Genomic DNA, 19,653 nt, shown 5'->3' on the forward strand with positions numbered 1-19,653 from the left:
GTCCAAAAACCCTGCATCACAATCCAAAACACCCTGACGCGGGGTGGAGCAGCCCGGTAGCTCGTCAGGCTCATAACCTGAAGGTCACAGGTTCAAATCCTGTCCCCGCACCCAAGGGTCTTTCGTAAAACAGCCGCCTTCGGGCGGCTTTTTTCGTCTCTCGCCATCGCCTCACTCGAGTTTCAGCTTCGCCGCGATCGCCGACCACGGCACGAGCTTGAAATTCTGGTGCTCGGGCGGCGAGATATTGCGGCCATCCTGGGCGACGAAGACGCCGGTCTCCAGGCCCGCACCGAGCGAGGCGCTGGTCACGTCCAGGCCGTCGGTCTCAGAGATTCCATCGACGCCGTTGTCGCCGTTGGCGGTCACCGCGAAACTGCCGACATAGGCGTTGTCGCCCTCGCGATGGAACACCGCATAGCTGTTATTGCCCTGGCTGGAGACGACCAGATAGCCCTTGCCATTGGGCTGAGCGTAGAGGCCGACGCCTTCCAGATCGTCCTTCAGCGCGGGATTGTCGGCGACACGGGCGACGGCCTTGCGGGCCCGGCCAGCCTTGGCGTCGGCGCCCAGCTTCCACAACGCGGCATCTTCCTCCGCGACATAGAGCGCGCCGGTCTCGTCGTCGGCGACGCAGCCTTCGGTCTGGGTGTCGAACTTGAGGTCGCGCACGGCCTTGGCGGCGACCTTGCCTTTGGCGGTGGCGGTCAGGCTGTACTGCCGGACCAAGCCGTCGGGGTCGCTGATGAACGCGAAGATCACCCCCTTGCGGTCGCGGTATAGACACAGACCATAAGGATCCGAGAGGCCGCTGGCCTGGACGCCATCGGCCACGCTGGTCAGCAGGCGGGTTTCGGGATCGATCGTGTAAAGACCAATGGCCTTGCGGGTCCGATCGCTGGCCGCGACCAGGGTCACGGTCTTGCCGCCCAGCTTGAAGCCGCCGCGCAGGTCGACATTGTTCATCTTGCCGTCGGCCAGGTACTGCAGCCGCTTGCCCGACAGGTCGTAGACCAGCAGGCCGCCCTTCTTGTCGGTGGCGATGATCGCGCTGCGGGCCGGATCGGTCGGGTGGACCCAGATGGCCGGATCGTCGGCGGCGTCGCCGTCATGGCCGACCGGCTCGGTCTCCATGGTCGCCTGGACGAGCACCGTCTTGCTGGGTTCGGCCGCCGGCGCGTCCTGGCCGAGCGAGAGGTTCAGCGCCGAGGCAATATCCCGCCACGACAGGATCTTGCTGTTGGCGCCCGCGTTGCGGTCGTCGGCGATCAGCAGCGCGCCGGCCGGCAGGCTGGGGCCGACGGGCGCTCGGATCCCGAACAGGCCCGACGGCCCCTCGATCGCCGCCCCGCCGTTCGCCTGGACCCTGAAGGCGCCGACGAAACGGTCGCCCGCGCTCCGGTCATAGACGTTGTAGTCGCCGGCGTCGGCATTGGCGGCGACCAGATAGTCCGCGCCCTTGCCGCCGTTGATCACCGCCAGTCCGCCGACCTCGCCGGCGATGTGGCCGAGGCGATTGATGTCGACGATGACCGGGACCGGCTCGGCCTCGGGATCGGCGTCGTAGCGCCAGACGCCGACGGCCTTCTGGGCGACATAGAGCGCGCCGCTGGCGTCGTCGGCGACGCAGAACTTGGCCTCGGACGACAGACGCAGCGTGCGGACCACGCGGCCGTCGAGCTTGCCGTCGGCCGCGGGGTAGAGCAGCCACTGATCGAGCTGCCCCTCGCGGCCCATGACGAAGGCGTAGAGCGCGCCGTCGCGGACGCTGCGATGCAGGCAGATCCCCTCCCCGGAATAGTCCAGCAACAGCGGGCGGGCGTCGATCGCGGCGGTCCCGCCGCTGGCGTGGTCGCGGCCGAACAGTCGCAGGCGGCCGGCCTGGCGGTCCAGAACGGCCAGCAGAGCGCGCGGGCCATCGTCGCGGGTGTCGACCGCATAGACTTCGCCGCCCGGGATGGCGGCGATGCGCTGGCCATCCAAGCCGTAGAGCTCGAGCCCGCCCAGCTTGGCGCTGGCGGCGATCACGCCGCGCGCCGGGTCCTTCGGATCGCGCAGCAGGGCCACGCCGTTCGCGCCGCCTTGCGCGGTCGGGACGGTGGCGCCGACCACGCCCACAGTCGGCGAGGTCTGAGCCAGGGCCGGCGTCGTGGTCATCAGGGCCAGCAGACTGGCGGTGAGTCTCAGGCGGTTCATGGCTTGCGCCCCTCGTGCTCGGCGGCCCGCTCCCGCGCCCCCCGTTTCGTCCGCATACCGCGTGTCGATGACAACCGCGTGAGAACGGGTCGTGGGATCGGCTTCGCGTTCACCTCACCAGAACGGCTTGGCTTCCAGCAGCGCCTTCAGCGCCTTGCGCGCCGCGTCCACGAGGTCGTCCTCGTCGTCGGCCAGGGCCACGCGCGCGACGTCCCGAGCCTGACCGGCGTCGCCCTGGGTCACCGTCTCGACCAGGGTCTTGCGAACGCTGCGATCGTTGAGCGCGCCCAGCGTGTCCTGCACCGCCCGCGAGGCCTCCAGGAACCGTTCGACTCGATGGGGATGGTCCGGGAACAGGGGGGCGAGATCCTCGGCCGCGTAGCGCAGGGTCTTGCCCTTCAGCCGCAGGCGATGCCGCGCCTGGGCGTCGAGCTCGTCGAAATGCTTGGCGCGGGTCCTGACCTGCTTGAGGCGGTGATCCAGCACCCCCGCGGCGAAGGCGTCGGCGCGGCCGTCGCGCACATCGGCCAGGTCCGGATCGCGCGTCCAGGCGCCGGTCTCGAGCCAGGCCGCGGCCTCCAGCAGGACTTCCCGCGCCCGGGTGCTGGCCACCGCCGCCTCCATCCGCAGATAGGCGCTGGCGCGGGCGGCGTTCAAGGCGCGTTCGAAATCGTCGCGACCGTCGAAGCGAGCCCGGCGGCCGCCTTGGTCCCAGACGTCGCCGATGAAGACGTCCAGATCGCGCGCCGTGTCGAACTCGGCCGCCAGCCAGTGCAGGCCTTCGTCGAGCATTTGAGCGGCGGAGTCCCGGGCCAACGGCTTGAAGATCTTCAGCAGCGCCCGCAGCCGGCGGGTGGCGACGCGGGCCTGGTGCACGCCCTCGGGCTCCGGCCGCCCGCGCAGTGATTCCAGCGCCGAACAGAGATGGGCCAGATCCGCATGGCCCAAGGCCTGCAGCGTCTCGCCGACGGTGGCGTGGCGGTCCAGCATCGCGGTCTGCCGACGAGGCGAGCCGCCCTCGTTCCCGGCGGCCAGGCCGTAGCCGCGCTCGGCCTTGCTGACCAGCGATAGCCGCAGGGGCGCGTGGCGGGCGACGTCGCGGGCCAGGTCGAACAAGGCGCTGGCCGGGCCGCTCTTCAATTCCAGTTCCAGCTCGCAGACCGGGGCCTTTCGACCGCCGGCGAGGAGTTCGCCCTGGTCGAGGGCCGCCTCGATCGTCGCGCCGCCCACCTCGACCAGCCGTACGGTGCGCTGGACGCGGGTGGTGAACACCGGCGCCAGCGTCTGGCCCGCCAGCATGGCCGCGGCCGGGGTGCGGGACAGGGCGTCGGGGTCGGGATCGGGACCGGCGATCTTCTCTTCCCATTCGCCGCGCGAGAACACGCCGCCGGCCGAGGCCGATTTCAGGGTCTGCTTGCGGCCGCCCTCGCCGTCGCGAACCCGCAGGCCGAAGCCCGCCTTGCGCAGGATATGGCCGGGGGTGTCGAAATAGGTGGCGTCCAGCTGGCGCACCGCGCCCTCGCCCTTCAACTGGGCCAGGGTTTCGGCCGCTGCTTCGGGCGGGATCAGGAATTTCAGCTCGATCTCGCGATCCATGACCTGACCAACTCCCGGGCGGCCCTTCCGCTCCCTTAGCGCTATGCCGCCTCGCCGACGTCTTGCCAAGCGTCATGGAGCGGTTCAAACGTGCGCGCCATGAGTAAGATCAACGCTTCGCCCGTCTCACCTGTGGCTCGTCACGACTGGACCCTCGCCGAGGTGGAGGCGCTGTTCGAACGGCCCTTCATGGAGTTGGTGTTCGACGCCGCGAGCGTGCACCGCGCGCATTTCGATCCCTCCGAGATGCAGCTGTCGCAGTTGCTGTCGGTCAAGACCGGCGGCTGCGCCGAGAACTGCGGCTATTGCAGCCAGTCGGCCCACTTCAAGACCGGGCTCAAGGCCGAGAAGCTGATGGCCGCCGACGACGTGGTGGCCAAGGCCCGCGCCGCCCGCGACGGCGGCGCCCAGCGCTTCTGCATGGGCGCGGCCTGGCGCGAGCTGAAGGACCGCGACCTGCCCAAGCTGACCGAAATGATCGGCGAGGTGAAGGCGCTGGGCCTGGAGACCTGCGCCACCCTGGGCATGCTGACCGCCGACCAGGCCAAGGCCCTGAAGGACGCGGGCCTCGACTACTACAATCACAACCTCGACACCGGGCCGGACTACTACAAGGACGTCGTCACGACGCGCACCTATCAGGAGCGCCTCGACACCCTGGCCCACGTCCGCGACGCCGGCATGAGCACCTGCTGCGGCGGCATCGTCGGCATGGGCGAGAGCCGTCGCGACCGCGCCGGCCTGCTGCACCAGCTGGCCACCCTGCCGGCCCATCCCGACAGCCTGCCGATCAATGGCCTGGTGCCGGTCAGCGGCACGCCGCTGGGCGACAAGGTGCTCGCCGAGGGCAAGGCGATCGACGCCATCGAGTTCGTCCGCACCATCGCCGTCGCCCGCATCGTCTGCCCGAAATCCATGGTCCGCCTGTCGGCCGGCCGCGAGGGCATGAGCCGCGAACTGCAGGCCCTGTGCTTCCTGGCCGGCGCCAACTCGATCTTCGTCGGCGGCAAGCTGCTGACCACGCCGCTGCCGGGCCAGGACGAGGACAGCCAGCTGTTCCAGGACCTGGACCTGCGCCCGATGGGCGGCGCGGTGCGGGTCGAGGCGCATCACCACGATCACGAGATCGTCGCGGCCGAGTAGGCCTTAGCCACGCGGATTCAGCAGGATATCGCGGCGCTGGGCCTCGAGCTCACGCCGCGTCTCGGCTGCGTCCGCGAGGTATCCGGCCAGGATGTTGGGCGGATAGTCCCGGGTCATCGCGCGCATGTCATGCTCGGCCTCGTCCAGGATCGTCGTCACCCTGTCGATCAGCTCCAGCCAGATGTCGTCGCTCTTCCGAAGGCGACGCTTGCGATGGCGTCCCTTGCCGAACATGCGCGTGTGACGAGCGTGGATCAGGGATTGGGTCATTCTCTCTCCTGCTCCCATCCAGGGGGAAGGAACGTGTTGCAGCATCCTCGCGCCTGAGCGGCTGCGAGTTTGGTGGGGAGGCGACGGAGCGGCCGGGCGAACCCGGAGACCGTGAGGTTTGTTTTTGTTTCGGCTCGCTGACCGCTCCGCCAGGCTGTTCTTGCCCGTGAGGTCGGGAGGCGTGAGCGTTATCTGCTCGGGTCCCCGTTTACCCCCGGACGGGCGCGGACCAAGTCGATCGGCTACATCCGTCTCGACCCCGACGATCCACGATAGGCGGCTTGTACGATCACCGCCCTGTCGATCCGCTGAGGGTTTGGCCCCGGAGACTGCCCGTTCGCCAGCCGATCCGCCTAAAGAGTACGGACGGGGCGACTTTCGAGCCTCCGGGAACCGCCAGCGGCCCCGCTCAACCTACCCCCGCCGCCGTTTTGGGCCGGATCCAAACGCCCTCCCCCGCGACGGGGATGGCTATGAGTATCGCGGTGGATTCAACGCGGATCATTCAGCGGCGCGTAAAATCGACAAGCGGTTGATTTCGTGGGATTCGGCGCCGCGAACGCCGGGGATTGAGCGCGCCCAATCCCCGTAGATCCTCCCCCGCGTTGCGGGGGAGGTGGCCCAGAGGGTCGGAGGGGGCCAACTGGACCTATGCCACGCTAGCCCCCTCAGTCGCTCCGCGACAGCTCCCCCGCATCGCGGGGGAGCATCTGGGGTGCGCGACCTCTTCCCGCCCCTCGCCGCCGCCCGACCCCCGAGGTCGGAGCCATCCTTACATCTCACGGCGAGACGATCGCAGGGCTGTCCAGGTCACTCAAGGACCGCCCTCCGGGCGGCCGCGAAGCCGTCCTTGACTGACCTGGACAGCCCTGCACGCTGCAGCCTCCAAGAGATTTAAGGATCGCACCGACCAAGGTCGGCTTTCGACCCGTTGCGGACTCTCATGTGTGAGACAGCCTCCAGCGGTTATATTTAGATACCTGCCGCCAGCCTAATTTAAATACTGGAATTAATAGTAAGGCATATATGATTTCTATTTGAATTTGTGATTCAGAACGTCAAGCGGACTTTGATGGTGGCGACGCTCTTCAAAGTATTTGGCGAAAGAATTGGTCCCGCCAATAGTCAGGTTTGCAACGGCCTGATCGACAAGCAGCCAAGTAACATCGTTAATCTCCTCGGATTCCATTCGCGCCCAATCGAAAAAGGATGATATCAGCGCGTAGAGAACAGCGAGGCGAAACTTGGCATGATTGACGTTACGCTCGACCGAGACGTTCCATTTGCTGTTTAGAAGGTCAATGTAGCCATCCACGTATTGGGCATAGCTCAAAATCAAGCCGCAACGATTAGCGAGTTTCTCGTCTTTGGTCATAGTGATGACTTCCTTGAATGTCGCCACCAGCGTTGAAGGAAGCTTGGGGAAGGTAATCCCTTCGGCTGGCGACTGCATGGGGGCCTTCGCGTTAGGCATCTGGTTCAGAGCCTCGCCGTAAGACCGGCAGTAGGAGCCTAGAGCCGACAGTTCCAAAGGGAGCGCCATGCGTGCGGCGTTGCCCTGCCGAGCGAAGCGCTGTTCCTCGCGCTCATGGGTCCGGTTGTTGCTGGCCAGCGCGACCAGCACGCCGACCGTCGTCGCCAGCGCCGAGGCGAACGTCAGATACTTGGATAGGCACATCAGAACGAAGCTCACCAGCGGCACGCCGATGACAACCCCGATGACCGACGACATAGCTGGCCTGGCTTTGATCCACGCCAGGAGTGGTGACAGCCGCTCGCGGTGCAGGAAGATGAACAGAGCTGCGGTCCCAAGGACAACGAAGGTGATTGCCCCAACCGTGGTGGCGTGGCCGGAGCGATCCTTCGTGCCGTCGATCCACTCGCCAAGCCACGTCAGGCGCTCGTTGCAGAACGGAAGGAATAAGTCGGGCCTCATGCTCGCTCTCCGGTTGATTCAACCGAGATTGAAGCCGTTTATGGCCAAGCTATCAACAGTAGATCAGGGGTACCCAAACTAAGAACGTCCTGTTTCAGGCGGAATATTTTAAAGCCGCAAAGTTCAGCGTCTTCGACAACCCACCTTCAGCGAATGCGGCATCCGATGGGGCGCTTTCCACCCTTAGCGGTCGTCCCGCCCGCCTCACGGCAGGCCCGCGCCGCTATCGCTCCTCGTCGAACCGGTTGGCCACCAGCTCGCACAGCGCTTCCACCGCCGAAGCGGCCTCGGGGCCTTCCGCGCTGATGTCGATGGTCGAGCCGATGCCGGCGGCCAGCATCATCAGGCCCATGATGGACCGGGCGTCGACGGAGGCGCCGTCGCGGCTGACGGTCACTTCGGCGTCGAAGCTGGACGCCATCTTCACGAACTTGGCCGAGGCGCGCGCGTGCAGGCCGCGCTCGTTGACGATCTCGACCGTGCGTGAAGCCATGCCCTACTTTTCCCCCGCGAGCACGTAGGAGGCCACGGAGATGTACTTGCGTCCAGCCTCCTGAGCGTGGGCGACGCAGGCCTGCAGGGTTTCGCGCTGGCGTACGCTGGCCAGCTTGATCAGCATGGGCAGGTTCAGGCCGGCGATGACCTCGGCCTTGGTCTGCTCCATGACCGAGATGGCCAGGTTGCTGGGCGTGCCGCCGAACATGTCGGTCAGCAGGATGACGCCGTCGCCGTCGGTGTCGACCTCGGCGCAGGCCTTCAGAATGTCGGAACGGCGGCGTTCCATGTCGTCCTCGGGGCCGATGCAGATCGCCTTCACGGCGGCCTGCGGCCCGACCACATGTTCCATGGCGGAGATGAACTCTTCCGCCAGACGCCCGTGCGTCACGATCACGAGCCCGATCATGCCTTGTATCTCAACAGGGATCCCCATTCCCGTGGCGACGGGGAGAACGTCGCGCGGGCGGCCTTGATACGCTCGTTAGGAGGCGACTCCAAGAGACTGCATCATGCGGCCTATTTTCGTCGGGGCGGCGGGTTCTCGCGGCCACAGGTCGAAAACGGGAACGGAAACGCCCTTGATCGTCGCGGATCGCGGATCGGGCAGGCGTTCGACGGCGGCGGGGTCGGCGACGCAGCGGATGACCAAGGCCACCTGGCAGAAGGGCAGGGCGGCGGCGTCGATCACGCCCAGGCCGCGCACCTCGATAAGCCCGGCCAGGGTTTCCGGCGCCTTGCCGTAGAGGCGGCCGGCCGCGGCGAACATCAAGACCCGGTCGTCGGCCACCAGCCGGAAGCCGGCGTCGAGGGCTCGCAAGGCCAGGTCGCTCTTGCCGATCCCCGACGGGCCCTCGATCAGGGCTCCGCGCCAGAAGCCGTCCTGGCGGCGGGCGATCAGGCCGGCGTGACGGATCTCCGGCGGGGCTTCGGGGCGAATCACTCCCGGACTTCCGGCAGCTCGACCACGAAGCGGGCGCCGATCACGGCCCCGGCCTCGTCCTTGCGGTTCTCGGCGTGGATCTGGCCGCCGTGGGCCTCGACGATCTGCCGGGCGATCGAGAGACCCAGGCCCGAATTGCCGCCGAACGCCCGGCCCTTGGGACGCGAGGTGTAGAAGCGCTCGAAGATGGTCTCCAGGTTCTCGGCGGGGATGCCGGGGCCGTCGTCGTCGACGATCACGGCCACGGTCGACTTGCCGCGCGGGCGGATCACGAACACCCGCACCTCGCCATCGTCCTGGCTGAACGAGCGGGCGTTGTCGATCAGGTTGCGGAACACCTGGCCGATCGGGGTCTCGCGGGCCAGCACCAGGATGGGGCGGGGGATCTCGGCCCCGAATCGCACCCGCACGCTGCCCGGCGCCGGACCGGGGCGCAGCTGGGCCTCGTACAGACTGGCGACCTCGGCCAGCAGCTTGGAGAGGTCGATGGCCTTGGGATGCTCGCGCGACAGCTCCGCGTCCAGGCGCGAGGCGTTGGAGATGTCGGTGACCAGGCGGTCCAGGCGGTTGACGTCGTTCTGCAGGATGGCCAGCAGCCGCGCCCGGGCGGCGGGGTCGGTGACCAGGTCCAGGGTCTCGATGGCCGAGCGGATCGAGGTCAGGGGGTTCTTGATCTCGTGGGCCACGTCGGCGGCGAAGCGCTCGATGGCGTCCATGCGCTCGGACAGCGAGTGGGTCATGTCCTCCAGCGAGCGCGACAGGTCGCCCAGCTCGTCGCGGCGTTCGGACAGGTCCGGCAGCGAGATGGCGCGCGCGCCTTGCAGGCGCACATGGTCGGCGGCCCGCGCCAGGCGCAGCACCGGCACGGCGATCAGGCGGTGCAGCAGGACGCTGGAGAGCACGATCGCGACCATGGCCACGACGATGAACGGCAGCAGGGCCTTGCGCTCGGCCGAGATGATCTCGTCGACATCGCCGGCCTCCAAGGTCAGCACGCCCAGCACCGCGCGGACGTGCTGGATGGGGATCGACACCGAGACCACCCGCTCGCCATCCTCGGCAATGCGGGTGCCGGCGACGGGGCGGCCCTTCATCGCCTGGGCGATCTCGTCGGCCAGGGCCTGACGGGCCTTCTCCGCGCGGGCCTGGGCGGCGGGGGTCAGGTGCGGGGGGGCGTCCTTGTCGCCCGGCTTGCGCGCGGGCGGCAGCACCTTCCAGTCGACGCGGTCGGCGACCACGAACGAGTCGGCCAGGGCCTTGCCGTGGGCGTCGAACAGGCGGGCCCGCTGGTTGCGCGGGATGAACAGCACCTGCAGCAGCTGGCTGGCGACATAGGGATCCAGCGCCGGCTCGGGCTCGCCGACCGTGGCAGTCTGGTCGATGACGTTGGCGATCAGCTCGCCCTGGGTGGACAGGCTGTCGATGCGGGCGGCGATCAGGCCGCTGCGCAGTTCGTTGAGCACCAGGGCCCCGACGACCACGATCGCCAGCGCCAGCACGTTGAGGACGATGATCAGCCGGCCGAGCCTGGACCCGCGCGGCCAGACGAAGCGTCGCCTGGCCTTGGGGGTTTCGCTTTGGCTCTCCGCCTCAGGACTCGCGGTAACGGTAGCCAACGCCGTACAGGGTCTCGATGGAGTCGAACTCGGGATCGACCTGACGGAACTTCTTGCGCATGCGCTTGATGTGGCTGTCGATCGTGCGGTCGTCGACATAGACCTGATCGTCGTAGGCGGCGTCCATCAGGTTGTCGCGGCTCTTCACGAAGCCGGGGCGCTGGGCCAGGGCCTGCAGCAGCAGGAACTCGGTGACGGTCAGACGCACCGGCCGGCCGTCCCACAGGCTGTCATGGCGGGCCGGATCGAGGGTCAGCTTGCCGCGCTTCATGACCTTGGAGCCCGCCGCCGCGGCGGCCGAGCCGGCCATCGGCGCCAGGTCCTCGTCGTCCGGACGGGCGCGGCGCAGCACGGCCTTGACCCGCTCCAGCAGCAGGCGCTGGCTGAACGGCTTGTGCATGTAGTCGTCGGCGCCGAGGTTGAAGCCGAGGATCTCGTCGATCTCGTCGTCCTTCGAGGTCAGCATGATCACCGGGATCTCGGACGTCTGGCGCAGGCGCCGCAGCACCTCCATGCCGTCCATGCGCGGCATCTTGACGTCGAGAATGACAAGATCGGGCGGGTTGGCCTCGACGGCCTCGAGACCCGAGGCTCCGTCGTAATAGGCCTTCACCGCGTGACCGTGGCTTTCCAGGGCCAGCGAGACCGAGGCGACGATGTTCTCGTCGTCGTCAATGAGCGTGATGGCGGCCATATGGTCGTTCTTGTCCTTAGCCTTTTCTTGCGTCGGCCGATCCTATCGGTCGAACGTCCTGGCTTCAACGCGTGGCGCGGTAAAGCTTTCCCTGCTTCTTCCTGGGCTTTACGGCTCCAGAAAGGCGCGATTGCGGCGCGGACGGCCGTCATGGGCGGGTTCCCTCAACCTCACCTTAAGGTCTGAACACCCATAGTGGGGCCTCCTGAAGCGGGGCGGGCATGAGCCAAGTCCATTACGAGTTGTTTGTCCGGCGGAAAGTCGGGGCCCAGTGGACGCTGGAGATCGCCTCGGAGAACCGCGCGCACGCGCTGCAGGTCGCCGAGGACGTCCTCGTTCAGAACCGCGCCGTCGCCGTGCGCGTCAGCAAGGAAACCCTCGACGAGGCCACCGGCGAATACAAGTCGATCGCCATCTTCACCAAGGGCCTGGTCGACGGCGGCAAGCCCAAGAAGGAGGTCGAGGATCGCGACCCCCTCTGCGTGCAGCCGGCCGACCTCTACACCGCCCACGCCCGTGACCGCATCGGCCGCCTGCTGGAAGGCTGGCTGGCCCGGCACAAGGCCACGCCGTTCGAACTGCTGCACCGCCCCGATCTCGTCGAGAAGCTCGAGGCGTCCGGCACCGACCTGCAGCACGCGCTGCAAAAGATCGCCATTCCGGAAGCCGAGGCGCGCGGCCAGTCCGTGCACGAGGTCATCCGCCACTTCCAGGGCCTGGTCGAGCGCACCGTCGCCAACCTGATGAAGGCCTTCAAGAAGGGAGCCCTGCCGGATCTCGACAAGGAAGGCTTCGCCAAGGCCGCCGAGCGCCTGGTCGCCGATCCCGACCGCGCGTTCCTGCTGGGCGCCGGCGTCGCCGCCTCGATCGCGCCGGCCGTCAGCTGGTCGGCCAAGATCGCCCGCCTGCTGGACCTGGCCGACGCCGCCCCGGAAGAGCCGCGCGCCCGCTTCGCGGCCTTGCAAGCCATCGAGCAGCCGCTGGCCGAGATCATCGGCTCGCGGGCCGGCATGGCCGACCTGCTGAACACCACCAACGAAGACCTCGGCGTCACCCTGGCGGCCATGACCCGCCTGACCGGCGGCGTCGCCGTCGAGGCCCTGATCAAGATCGAAGCCAGCGTCCGCGGCTGCATGCCGGAGCTGTCGGGCACGGCCCGTCGTCTCGGCGAATGGTTGGCTGGCGACAACTTCCCGTCGGTGCGCAAGGCCATCGCCGAGCGCGTGCTGACCGAGCTGAACGGCGTGCGCCGCCTCAAGCCCAGCGACGCCGAGGCCGAGATCGAATATCTGCGCGCCCTGGCCATGAGCCTGACGGCCGCCGCCGGCCGCATCCTCCAGGCCGAGGACATCCAGGGCGCCTTCACGACCCGCTCCAAGACCCTGCTGAACGGCGACTTCATCGAGGCGCTGCTGGGCCGCGACCGCTCGGCCCATGAAGAGATCAAGATGCTGATCCGCCTGGCCGAGAACGTCATGGGCGCGGTCAACAAGCGCAACGCCGCTCGCTGGCTGAACGCCAACATCAGCGCCATGCGTTTCGAGAAGGAGCTGCGCGCCGGCCCCGACTCGCCGGTCGCCAAGCTCAGCAACCTGGCGGGGCTGCAGCGTCAGCTGGTCCGCTCCGGCCTGGTGCGTGAGGACTTCGAGCCATTGTGCGCCAAGCTGGGCGAGATCGGCGCGCTGATCGAGGGCGACTCGCGCCTGCTGACCATGCTGGTCCGCGCCCCCGCGCCACTGCCGCACCGTCTGCAACTGCTGGCCAAGCTGGCCCTCGGCGAGGCCGGCCCGACCGGCCCGGTCGCCGACAAGGCCCGGGTCGAGGCCCTGAAACTGGCCCGCGACCCGACCTCGCGCGAACAGCTCCAGGGCTCGCCGCAGACCATGGACCTGCTGAAGACCCTGCTGGCGCAGGCGGCTTAGGGCGCGCCTGCCGCCGGAGGACGGTCAGGCCGCCGCCGGAGCTATCGTCCTCACTTCAGCACCGCGTCCGAGCTCACCAGCCGCACGTCGTGCATCTGGTTCAGATAGGCCTCGTAGTAGCCCTTGTGCGACGCCCCGACGATGGCGAGCATCCGCATGCCGGGGTGCTGGCCCAGCACGTCGCGGATGTTGCCGACCATGCGCAGGTTGCGGGTCTCCCAGAAGCCCAGATATTGCCGGCCGAAGCCCTGGGGCGAGGGTTCGACGAACGCCGCGCCGAAGTCGCCCTTGAAGGCCATCAACTGGGCGTTGGCTGTGTTGTAGGCCCGGTAGAGGTTCAGGACGCCGTCCGGCTTGGAGAGGTTCGCGCGCAATGCCTCGTCCTGGGCCCGGCGGGCATGGCTGACGGGGTTATCCCATGCCTTCATGATCGCCGCTTCGTAGGCCTTCTGTTCCTCCGGGGCGCCGCTATCGGGGGTGTCGGCCGAGTGGTCGTCGACGCTCCACAGGCGTTCAAGGCCTAGCCGCGCGGCCAGCACGGCGGCGATCACGGTGGTCTCGTTGCGGCGGGTCTTGAACGATTCCAGAAAGGCGGCCTGTTCGTCGTTCAGGCTATCGCCAGCATGGCGCTCGGCGTCTGGCAACCGCAGCCACTGCACCAGGGCCGAGTTGCGCTCGCCCGCCGCGATGAACACCGCCGCCAGGCGCCGGCGCTGGGCGGCCGTGGGCTGGGTCGGCCAGGCGGCCAGCAGGCGCTCGGCCTCGGCATTGGCCGCCGGCACGTCGAGACCGATCGCCTGGCCCGCCTTGCCGGGGTCGTAGCAATAGCTCTTCACGGTCGCTGCGTAGCGGGCCGGATAGCGGCGCAGGGCGTCGCACTGCAGGCCCGACAGGTCCTCGGTGGCGATACCGGTCGGCTTCCAGGCGGCCAGGCGGTCGATCAGCGGCGCCAGCAGCGCCATGTCGAAGGTCTTGGGCAGGCCCGACAGGTGCGCCGTGCCCAGCACCAGCACCTCGTTGGCCTTGCCGGCGGGCGGCCCCTTCAGCGTCTCGGGATGGAAGGTGGGCTTATAGTCCTGCGCCTGGGCGGCGCCGGCCAGCAGGGCCAGCGCCCCAACGCCGGCGACGAGAATACGAACGGTGCGAAACATAAAGGCCCCTCGGACAGCTGCTCAAGCTTAGAGGCCCGGGGATAGGCGAACGGAGGCGCCTGACTTTTATTTAATGATCGCTTCGCCGCGTGGATGAGCGGAGAGGCGGCCTTGCCGCGCTACCCCAGGATCCCCGCCAGGGCGTCCACCACGCGCTCGACGTCGCCGTCGGTCATGGTCGGATACAGCGGCAGGGTCAGGCAGCGCGCGTACCAGGCGTCCGCGCCGGGCAGGTCGGCCAGGCCCTGGCGGTTCACGTAGTAGGGCTGGCGGTGCACCGGAATGTAGTGGACCTGGGTCCCGATCCCCTGGGCCTTCAGGCTCTCGACGACGGTGCGGCGAGAAATGCCTTCGGCCTCGAAGTCGATCAGCACGGTCAGCAGGTGCAGTGCCGGGTTCGAATGGGCCGGGCTGGCGGCCAGGCGCACGCGCGGCGCGCGTTCGGCGAGCAGCGTCTCATAGAGCGCCGCCAGTTCCCGCCGGCGGGCGACGAAACGGTCCAGCTTCTTCAGCTGCGACAGGCCCAGCGCGCAGAGCACGTCGGGGATACGATAGTTGAAGCCCAGCTCCGGCATCTCGTACCACCAGGGATCGCCGCCGGGCTCGCGGACCATGCCGTGCGAGCGCAGCAGGCGGGCCTTGGCCGCCAGGGCCGCGTCGTTGGTGGTCAGCATCCCGCCCTCGCCCGTGGCCAGGGTCTTGACCGGATGGAACGAGAAGCTGGCGAAGCTGGAGAAGGCGCAGTCGCCGACCGGGTGGGCGGTTCCGCCGAACGTTCCGATGGATCCCAGGGCGTGGGGCGCGTCCTCGACCAGCACCGCGCCGGAGGCGCTGGCCATGGCCTTCAAGGCGGGCAGGTCACAGACGTCGCCGCGCAGATGAACGGGCAGCACGGCCTTGACCCGCTTGCCGGGCGCGCTGTTCAGCGCTTTGGCAAGGGTGTCCGGCGTCATCAGACCGCTGTCGGGATCGACATCGGCGAACACCACCTCGGCCCCGACGTAGCGGGCGCAGTTGGCGGTGGCCAGGAAGGTGATCGACGGCGCGATGCAGACGTCGCCCCCATCCTCGTTATTGGCGCCGACGCCCAGGGCCAACATCGCCAGGTGCAGGGTGGCCGTGCCGTTGGAGACGGCGATGGCGTGCTCGGCGCCCACCTTGGCGGCGAAGGCGGTCTCGAAGGCCTCGACCGTCGGGCCGGTGGTCAGGAAATCGCCGCGTAGGGCTTCGGCGACGGCCGCGACGTCGTCGTCCTCGATCGTCTGCTTGCCGTAGGGCAGGAAGCCGCTCATCGCGCGGCCTTCTCCTCCAGCATGTCCAGCAGGCCCTGCGGGGTCAGCCAGTCGTGGTTGTTGTCGCTGCTGTACGAGAATTCCTCGGCCACGCGCTTGGCGCCGTCGGCTTCCGAATAGGGCGTGCGGCCGAACTCGGCGAAGTTGGGCTCGATGGCGTAGCGGTCCTCGAACTCGACGGTGGCGCGCGCGTCGTCGGCGCTGATCATGATCTCGTGCAGCTTCTCGCCCGGACGGATGCCGACCACCTTCATGCCGGCGTCCGGCGACATGGCCTTGACCAGGTCCGGCATGGCCATGGACGGGATCTTCGGCACGAAGATCTCGCCGCCGCGCATCATGGTCAGGGACGACAGCACGAAGTCGACGCCCTCGTTCAGGGTGATCCAGAAGCGGGTCATGCGCGGGTCGGTGACCGGCAGCTCGGTCGCGCCTTGGCTCAGCAGGCGGCGATAGAGCGGCACGACGCTGCCGCGCGAGCCCACGACGTTGCCGTAGCGCACGACGCAGAACCGCGTGCCGATGTCGCCCGACAGGTTGTTGGCGGCCACGAAGGTCTTGTCCGAGGCCAGCTTGGTCGCGCCATACAGGTTCGTCGGGTTGCAGGCCTTGTCGGTCGACAGGGCCACCACCTGCTTCACGGCGTTGTTCAGGCTGGCCCAGACCACGTTCTCGGCGCCCATGATATTGGTATGGATGCATTCCGACGGATTGTATTCGGCCGCCGGCACCTGCTTCAGGGCCGCGGCGTGGATGACGATGTCGACCCCGCGCAAGGCCAGGGTCAGGCGCTCGCGGTCACGCACGTCGCCCAGGAAGAAGCGCAGCTTGCCGTAGGTGGCCTCGTCGAACTGCTCGCGCATTTCGAGCTGCATGTCGCTCTGCTTCAATTCGTCGCGGGAGTAGATGATCACCTTCCGCGGCGTGTAGCGGCGAAGGACGGTCTCGATGAAGCGCCGGCCGAACGAGCCGGTGCCGCCGGTGACCAGGATCACCTTGCCGTCCAGATCGAGGGATTTGGGGGAAAAACGGCCCAAGGTCTGCCTCCTGCGACGTCCGCCCGCCCCAGAGGCGCCCTGAGCGGGCGTGGCGACGAATCGTGGTTAACCCCCTGTGTGCGCTCGCAGGCGTAAAGAGGACGTCAACCACGGTGCGGTAGCAAGGCGACATGCGCCGAAACCGCCTCCTTCCGATCGCCCTGATCGCCGCCCTCGCCGGCGGCTCCCTGGCCGCGCCGACGGTCGCCTTCGCCAGCGCCCATGGCAAGGAAGAGAAGAAGGCGCCGCCGACCTATTTCGCCCTGGATCCGATCAACGCGGTGGTCCTGCGCCGCGATGGCCGCCGGGGCGTGATGACCGTCGAGACCGGCATCGAGGCCAAGGATCCCAAGCTGATGGAGCGCGCCCAGGCCTCGACGCCGCGCCTGCGGGCGGCCTTCGCCCAGGTGCTGATGGTCTATGCCGCCGGCCTGCGCGGCGGGGCGCCGCCCGACCTCGACTATGTGGCGCGCGAACTGCAGAAGGCCTGCGACCAGGTGGTCGGCAAGCCCGGCGCCAAGGTCCTGCTGGGCTCGACCCTGCTCAGCTAGATTTTCCTGCGCCTGGCGCGGAAGAACCCCCGCAGCAGATCCGCGCTCTCCTCGGCCAGGACGCCGCCCGTCACGTCAGGGCGCCAGTGGCAGGTGGGTTGAGCGAAGAATCTCGGGCCGTGGACGACCGCGCCGCCCTTCGGGTCCTCGGCCCCGAACACCACCCGGCCGATCCGCGCGTGGCTGATCGCGCCGGCGCACATGGCGCAGGGCTCCAGGGTGACGACCAGGGTGAGGTCGGTCAGGCGGTAGTTCTCGAGCTTGGCGGCCGCCGCCCGCATAGCCGCGATCTCGGCGTGGGCCGTGGGGTCGTGGGCGGCGATCGGGCCGTTGCCGGCCGTGGCGATGACCTCGCCGGTCCTGGGGTCGAGGATCACCGCGCCGACGGGCGTCTCGCCGGCCTCGGCCGCCGCGCGGGCGGCCTCGAGGGCCAGGCGCATCATGCGGCGGTCTTGATCGTCGGCGAGATCGGTGTGCATTACCTGAACCTGAAACAGCCCATCGAGAGATGCGCCCAGCCCGAGAAGGACGCCGAAAATGACCAAGCCGCACGATCCCCTGTACGAGCCTGAACTCGACGGTCAAGACGGCGATCTCGACGGCGGTCCCGGCGAGCGCGTCGCCAAGGCCCTGGCGCGGTCCGGCGTGGCCTCGCGGCGCGAGGTCGAGCGGCTGATCGAGGCCGGTCGCGTGGCGATCAACGGCAAGGTGCTGACCACCCCGGCGGTCAAGGTCCAGCCCGGCGACTTCCTGACCGTCGACGGCCAGTTGGTGGCCGAACGCGAGCCGACCCGGCTCTTCCGCTACCACAAGCCCACCGGGCTGATGACCACCCACAACGACCCCAAGGGCCGGCCGACGGTGTTCCAGTCGCTGCCCAAGGAGCTGCCGCGTCTGATCTCGGTCGGCCGCCTGGACCTCAACTCCGAGGGCCTCTTGCTGCTGACCAACGACGGAGAGCTGTCGCGCGCCCTGGAGACGCCCAGCAACGCCTGGGTCCGCCGCTATCGCGCCCGGGCCTTCGGCGACACCACCCAGGCCAAGCTCGACACGCTGAAGGACGGCATCACGGTCGAGGGCGTCAAGTACGGCTCGATCGAGGCCAAGATCGACAAGGCCCACGACAAGGCCGGCGGCGGCAAGAACATCTGGATCACGGTCAGCCTGTCGGAAGGCAAGAACCGCGAGGTCCGCAAGGTGCTGGAAGCCCTGGGCCTGAAGGTCAACCGCCTGATCCGCATGTCCTACGGCCCGTTCGCCCTGGGTCCGCTGGAAGCCGGCCAGATCGAGGAGGTCGGGCCCCGGGTGATCCGCGAACTGCTGGAAGGCATCGTCTCCGAAGAGAACATGCCGACCGGCGATCGTCCGAAGTTCAACGGTATCGCCAGCGCCGTGAAGGCCCCCGGCACGCCCGGCGGCGGCGACCTGCAGCGCCGGGGCGTTCCGCGCGCCGACCGGGCGGTGGTGATCGACGCGCCGCAAAAGTCCGAGAAGCCGGTCTACAAGGCCGGCTGGGCCAAGCCGAAGAAGAAGGTCTCGCCCCACGCGCCGGCCAAGGGCGCCAGCAAGGGCATCGCCGCGCCGAAGGCCAAGCGCGCGCCCAAGTCGATGGAGAGCAAGTTCATCGACATCGGCAAGCCCGCCGCGCGCGGCAAGCCGGCGGCCAAGTCGCCGGGTAAGCCAGTGGACGGCGCGGCGCGGCGTGTGTCGGAGAAGCCGGGCAGGGCGGCCCCGCGTCCGGCGGCGGCCAAGCCCTCGCGGGGCGTTGGGCCCTCGCGCGGTCCGGCCCCGCGCGGCGGTCCGCCGAAGCGCTAAGCCGCCGCCGGGCTCGAGCCGCCGGTCCAGCGGCGCAGGGCCGGCCAGCGCACCGACAGCTCGGCGACGCCGATGAAGCCGGCCAGCACCACCAGGGCGCTGGCGATCAGGCCGGCCTTGAACTCGTGCGGCGAGTCCGGGCGGGTGGTCATCGGCCGGATCAGCAGCAGGATCACGGCGTTGTTGGCCGCGTGAGCCCCGATGCCCAGCTCGATGCCGCCCAGGCGCAGCGCCATCCAGGTCAGGCCCGCGCCCATGGCCGCGCGGACTAGGAAGGCGTCGATGTTCGGGTCGAAGTGGATGGCCGCGAACAGCAGGCCGTTCAGCACCATCAGCACGATGGGGTCGCGGACATAGGCCGCGCTCTGCTTCAGCAGCCAGCCGCGGAACACCAGTTCCTCGGCGGCCGAGGCCAGGATCAGCAGGGCGATGGCCATGGCCGCGTAGAGCGCACGGCCCACCAGGTTCGGCGAGACCTTCCACAGCGGCGGATCCAGGGACTCGCCCAGGGCGGCGGCGACGCCGGTGACGGCGATCATCACCCCGCCGACCAGGACGAGGCCGCCCAGCAGCAGGCGCCAGCGCACGGGCTGGCCGCGATTGATGTAGTCGGTGATGCGGCGGTGGTGGATCGCTCCGGCCGCGAACACGAAGCCGACCGCCGCGCCCAGGTTCACGCCGGCCAGCACGGCCAGGAAGAACAGCGACTGCCGCGCCGTCGGCTCGGTCAGGTTGGGATCGGAAAAGACGCTGAACAGGTCGCCGGCCGCCGGCGCGCCGTCCAGGCCGCTGACCACCAGCAGGCTGATCAGGGTGGCGGTGATCGCGCCCAGCAGGCCCGCCACCGCTCCGGCCAGCATGCCCACCGGCACGGCGAACACCGTCCGCCACGGGTCGCGGTCATAGGGCGACAGGTCGGCCAGAAAGCGCGAACGCTTCACCGCCTCCATCAGCTCGCCCATGCGCATCACTCGATCGCCTCTCGCTTCCGGGCCG

18 protein-coding genes and 1 tRNA gene are annotated in these 19,653 nt (G+C 68.6%); 5 read left to right on the forward strand and 14 right to left on the reverse strand.

Features of this window, described 5'->3' with window-relative positions; translation table 11 throughout:
* Positions 1 to 37: 37 nt before the first annotated feature.
* Positions 38 to 114: transfer RNA gene (locus EIK80_RS00005), tRNA-Met, on the forward strand.
* A 57-nt stretch (positions 115 to 171) separates the two neighbouring features.
* Here EIK80_RS00005 and EIK80_RS00010 read toward each other — a convergent pair.
* Both EIK80_RS00010 and EIK80_RS00015 read right to left on the reverse strand, forming a co-directional pair.
* Complete coding sequence (locus EIK80_RS00010; RefSeq protein WP_125154927.1) at positions 172 to 2,196, reverse strand: phytase; 2,025 nt, start codon at positions 2,194 to 2,196, stop codon at positions 172 to 174.
* 114 nt (positions 2,197 to 2,310) lie between these two features.
* Positions 2,311 to 3,792 carry an inorganic triphosphatase gene (locus EIK80_RS00015; RefSeq protein WP_125154928.1) on the reverse strand — a complete coding sequence of 494 codons (1,482 nt, stop codon included), beginning with the start codon at positions 3,790 to 3,792 and terminating at the stop codon, positions 2,311 to 2,313.
* Between the two features lie 99 nt (positions 3,793 to 3,891).
* Here EIK80_RS00015 and bioB point away from each other — a divergent pair, with 99 nt between their 5' ends.
* On the forward strand, positions 3,892 to 4,935 hold the full coding sequence (gene bioB / locus EIK80_RS00020) for a biotin synthase BioB (RefSeq protein WP_125154929.1): 1,044 nt from the start codon (positions 3,892 to 3,894) through the stop codon (positions 4,933 to 4,935).
* A gap of 3 nt (positions 4,936 to 4,938) precedes the next feature.
* Here bioB and EIK80_RS00025 read toward each other — a convergent pair whose 3' ends face one another.
* The 7 genes from EIK80_RS00025 to EIK80_RS00055 form a co-directional block, all read right to left on the reverse strand.
* The gene (locus tag EIK80_RS00025) at positions 4,939 to 5,205 is read right to left on the reverse strand and encodes a hypothetical protein (protein ID WP_125154930.1); all 267 of its coding nucleotides are present in this window, start codon (positions 5,203 to 5,205) and stop codon (positions 4,939 to 4,941) included.
* A 1,033-nt stretch (positions 5,206 to 6,238) separates the two neighbouring features.
* A complete protein-coding gene (locus EIK80_RS00030; protein WP_125154931.1) occupies positions 6,239 to 7,141 on the reverse strand; it encodes a hypothetical protein in 903 nt (300 codons plus the stop codon).
* 223 nt (positions 7,142 to 7,364) lie between these two features.
* Complete coding sequence (locus EIK80_RS00035) at positions 7,365 to 7,634, reverse strand: HPr family phosphocarrier protein (protein WP_125154932.1); 270 nt, start codon at positions 7,632 to 7,634, stop codon at positions 7,365 to 7,367.
* 3 nt (positions 7,635 to 7,637) lie between these two features.
* The gene (locus tag EIK80_RS00040; protein ID WP_125154933.1) at positions 7,638 to 8,045 is read right to left on the reverse strand and encodes a PTS sugar transporter subunit IIA; all 408 of its coding nucleotides are present in this window, start codon (positions 8,043 to 8,045) and stop codon (positions 7,638 to 7,640) included.
* A gap of 75 nt (positions 8,046 to 8,120) precedes the next feature.
* Positions 8,121 to 8,552, reverse strand: coding sequence for an HPr kinase/phosphorylase (locus EIK80_RS00045; protein ID WP_233586425.1), 432 nt, complete (start codon positions 8,550 to 8,552; stop codon positions 8,121 to 8,123).
* A 23-nt stretch (positions 8,553 to 8,575) separates the two neighbouring features.
* Entirely contained in the window at positions 8,576 to 10,195 is a 1,620-nt protein-coding gene (locus EIK80_RS00050; RefSeq protein WP_125154935.1) for an ATP-binding protein, read from the reverse strand.
* Positions 10,170 to 10,889: a response regulator transcription factor gene (locus EIK80_RS00055; RefSeq protein WP_125154936.1), complete on the reverse strand. Its 720-nt coding sequence runs from the start codon at positions 10,887 to 10,889 to the stop codon at positions 10,170 to 10,172. The genes EIK80_RS00050 and EIK80_RS00055 overlap by 26 nt, the downstream gene beginning before the upstream one ends.
* A 221-nt stretch (positions 10,890 to 11,110) precedes the next feature.
* On the opposite strand from EIK80_RS00055, the gene EIK80_RS00060 reads away from it, so the two are divergent.
* Positions 11,111 to 12,811, forward strand: coding sequence for a hypothetical protein (locus EIK80_RS00060; protein WP_125154937.1), 1,701 nt, complete (start codon positions 11,111 to 11,113; stop codon positions 12,809 to 12,811).
* A 50-nt stretch (positions 12,812 to 12,861) separates the two neighbouring features.
* On the opposite strand, the gene EIK80_RS00065 is transcribed toward EIK80_RS00060, so the two are convergent.
* From EIK80_RS00065 to pseB, 3 genes are all read right to left on the reverse strand, one after another.
* On the reverse strand, positions 12,862 to 13,962 hold the full coding sequence (locus EIK80_RS00065; RefSeq protein ID WP_199743326.1) for a DUF5694 domain-containing protein: 1,101 nt from the start codon (positions 13,960 to 13,962) through the stop codon (positions 12,862 to 12,864).
* Positions 13,963 to 14,081: 119 nt separating this feature from the next.
* Positions 14,082 to 15,254, reverse strand: a complete 1,173-nt coding sequence (pseC, locus tag EIK80_RS00070) for a UDP-4-amino-4,6-dideoxy-N-acetyl-beta-L-altrosamine transaminase (protein WP_125154938.1) — start codon at positions 15,252 to 15,254, stop codon at positions 14,082 to 14,084.
* Entirely contained in the window at positions 15,251 to 16,291 is a 1,041-nt protein-coding gene (gene pseB / locus EIK80_RS00075) for a UDP-N-acetylglucosamine 4,6-dehydratase (inverting) (RefSeq protein WP_125154939.1), read from the reverse strand. Before pseB ends, pseC begins: the two co-directional genes overlap by 4 nt.
* Before the next feature lie 131 nt (positions 16,292 to 16,422).
* Here pseB and EIK80_RS00080 point away from each other — a divergent pair, with 131 nt between their 5' ends.
* Entirely contained in the window at positions 16,423 to 16,842 is a 420-nt protein-coding gene (locus EIK80_RS00080; RefSeq protein WP_125154940.1) for a hypothetical protein, read from the forward strand.
* On the opposite strand, the gene tadA is transcribed toward EIK80_RS00080, so the two are convergent.
* On the reverse strand, positions 16,839 to 17,321 hold the full coding sequence (gene tadA / locus EIK80_RS00085; protein ID WP_125154941.1) for a tRNA adenosine(34) deaminase TadA: 483 nt from the start codon (positions 17,319 to 17,321) through the stop codon (positions 16,839 to 16,841). The genes EIK80_RS00080 and tadA overlap by 4 nt on opposite strands.
* Positions 17,322 to 17,379: 58 nt before the next feature.
* Here tadA and EIK80_RS00090 point away from each other — a divergent pair, with 58 nt between their 5' ends.
* Positions 17,380 to 18,657 (forward strand): pseudouridine synthase, encoded by a 1,278-nt coding sequence (locus EIK80_RS00090; protein ID WP_125154942.1) that lies wholly within the window; start codon positions 17,380 to 17,382, stop codon positions 18,655 to 18,657.
* On the opposite strand, the gene EIK80_RS00095 is transcribed toward EIK80_RS00090, so the two are convergent.
* A complete protein-coding gene (locus EIK80_RS00095; RefSeq protein ID WP_125154943.1) occupies positions 18,654 to 19,625 on the reverse strand; it encodes a CPBP family intramembrane glutamic endopeptidase in 972 nt (323 codons plus the stop codon). The two genes, EIK80_RS00090 and EIK80_RS00095, sit on opposite strands and share 4 nt — an antisense overlap.
* Positions 19,626 to 19,653 lie beyond the last annotated feature (28 nt).

The organism is Caulobacter sp. 602-1, assembly GCF_003931565.1.
GTDB lineage: Bacteria > Pseudomonadota > Alphaproteobacteria > Caulobacterales > Caulobacteraceae > Caulobacter.

What these genes read in the sequence shown, in the direction of transcription:
- bioB (WP_125154929.1), top strand. Translation starts at nt 3,892, where the DNA reads ATGAGTAAGATCAACGCTTCGCCCGTCTCACCTGTGGCTCGTCACGAC.
- EIK80_RS00035 (WP_125154932.1), bottom strand. Translation starts at nt 7,634, where the DNA reads ATGGCTTCACGCACGGTCGAGATCGTCAACGAGCGCGGCCTGCACGCG.
- tadA (WP_125154941.1), bottom strand. Translation starts at nt 17,321, where the DNA reads ATGCACACCGATCTCGCCGACGATCAAGACCGCCGCATGATGCGCCTG.
- EIK80_RS00095 (WP_125154943.1), bottom strand. Translation starts at nt 19,625, where the DNA reads ATGCGCATGGGCGAGCTGATGGAGGCGGTGAAGCGTTCGCGCTTTCTG.
- EIK80_RS00055 (WP_125154936.1), bottom strand. Translation starts at nt 10,889, where the DNA reads ATGGCCGCCATCACGCTCATTGACGACGACGAGAACATCGTCGCCTCG.
- EIK80_RS00080 (WP_125154940.1), top strand. Translation starts at nt 16,423, where the DNA reads ATGCGCCGAAACCGCCTCCTTCCGATCGCCCTGATCGCCGCCCTCGCC.
- EIK80_RS00040 (WP_125154933.1), bottom strand. Translation starts at nt 8,045, where the DNA reads ATGATCGGGCTCGTGATCGTGACGCACGGGCGTCTGGCGGAAGAGTTC.
- EIK80_RS00015 (WP_125154928.1), bottom strand. Translation starts at nt 3,792, where the DNA reads ATGGATCGCGAGATCGAGCTGAAATTCCTGATCCCGCCCGAAGCAGCG.
- EIK80_RS00025 (WP_125154930.1), bottom strand. Translation starts at nt 5,205, where the DNA reads ATGACCCAATCCCTGATCCACGCTCGTCACACGCGCATGTTCGGCAAG.
- EIK80_RS00030 (WP_125154931.1), bottom strand. Translation starts at nt 7,141, where the DNA reads ATGAGGCCCGACTTATTCCTTCCGTTCTGCAACGAGCGCCTGACGTGG.
- pseC (WP_125154938.1), bottom strand. Translation starts at nt 15,254, where the DNA reads ATGAGCGGCTTCCTGCCCTACGGCAAGCAGACGATCGAGGACGACGAC.
- EIK80_RS00010 (WP_125154927.1), bottom strand. Translation starts at nt 2,196, where the DNA reads ATGAACCGCCTGAGACTCACCGCCAGTCTGCTGGCCCTGATGACCACG.
- EIK80_RS00060 (WP_125154937.1), top strand. Translation starts at nt 11,111, where the DNA reads ATGAGCCAAGTCCATTACGAGTTGTTTGTCCGGCGGAAAGTCGGGGCC.
- EIK80_RS00090 (WP_125154942.1), top strand. Translation starts at nt 17,380, where the DNA reads ATGACCAAGCCGCACGATCCCCTGTACGAGCCTGAACTCGACGGTCAA.
- EIK80_RS00065 (WP_199743326.1), bottom strand. Translation starts at nt 13,962, where the DNA reads ATGTTTCGCACCGTTCGTATTCTCGTCGCCGGCGTTGGGGCGCTGGCC.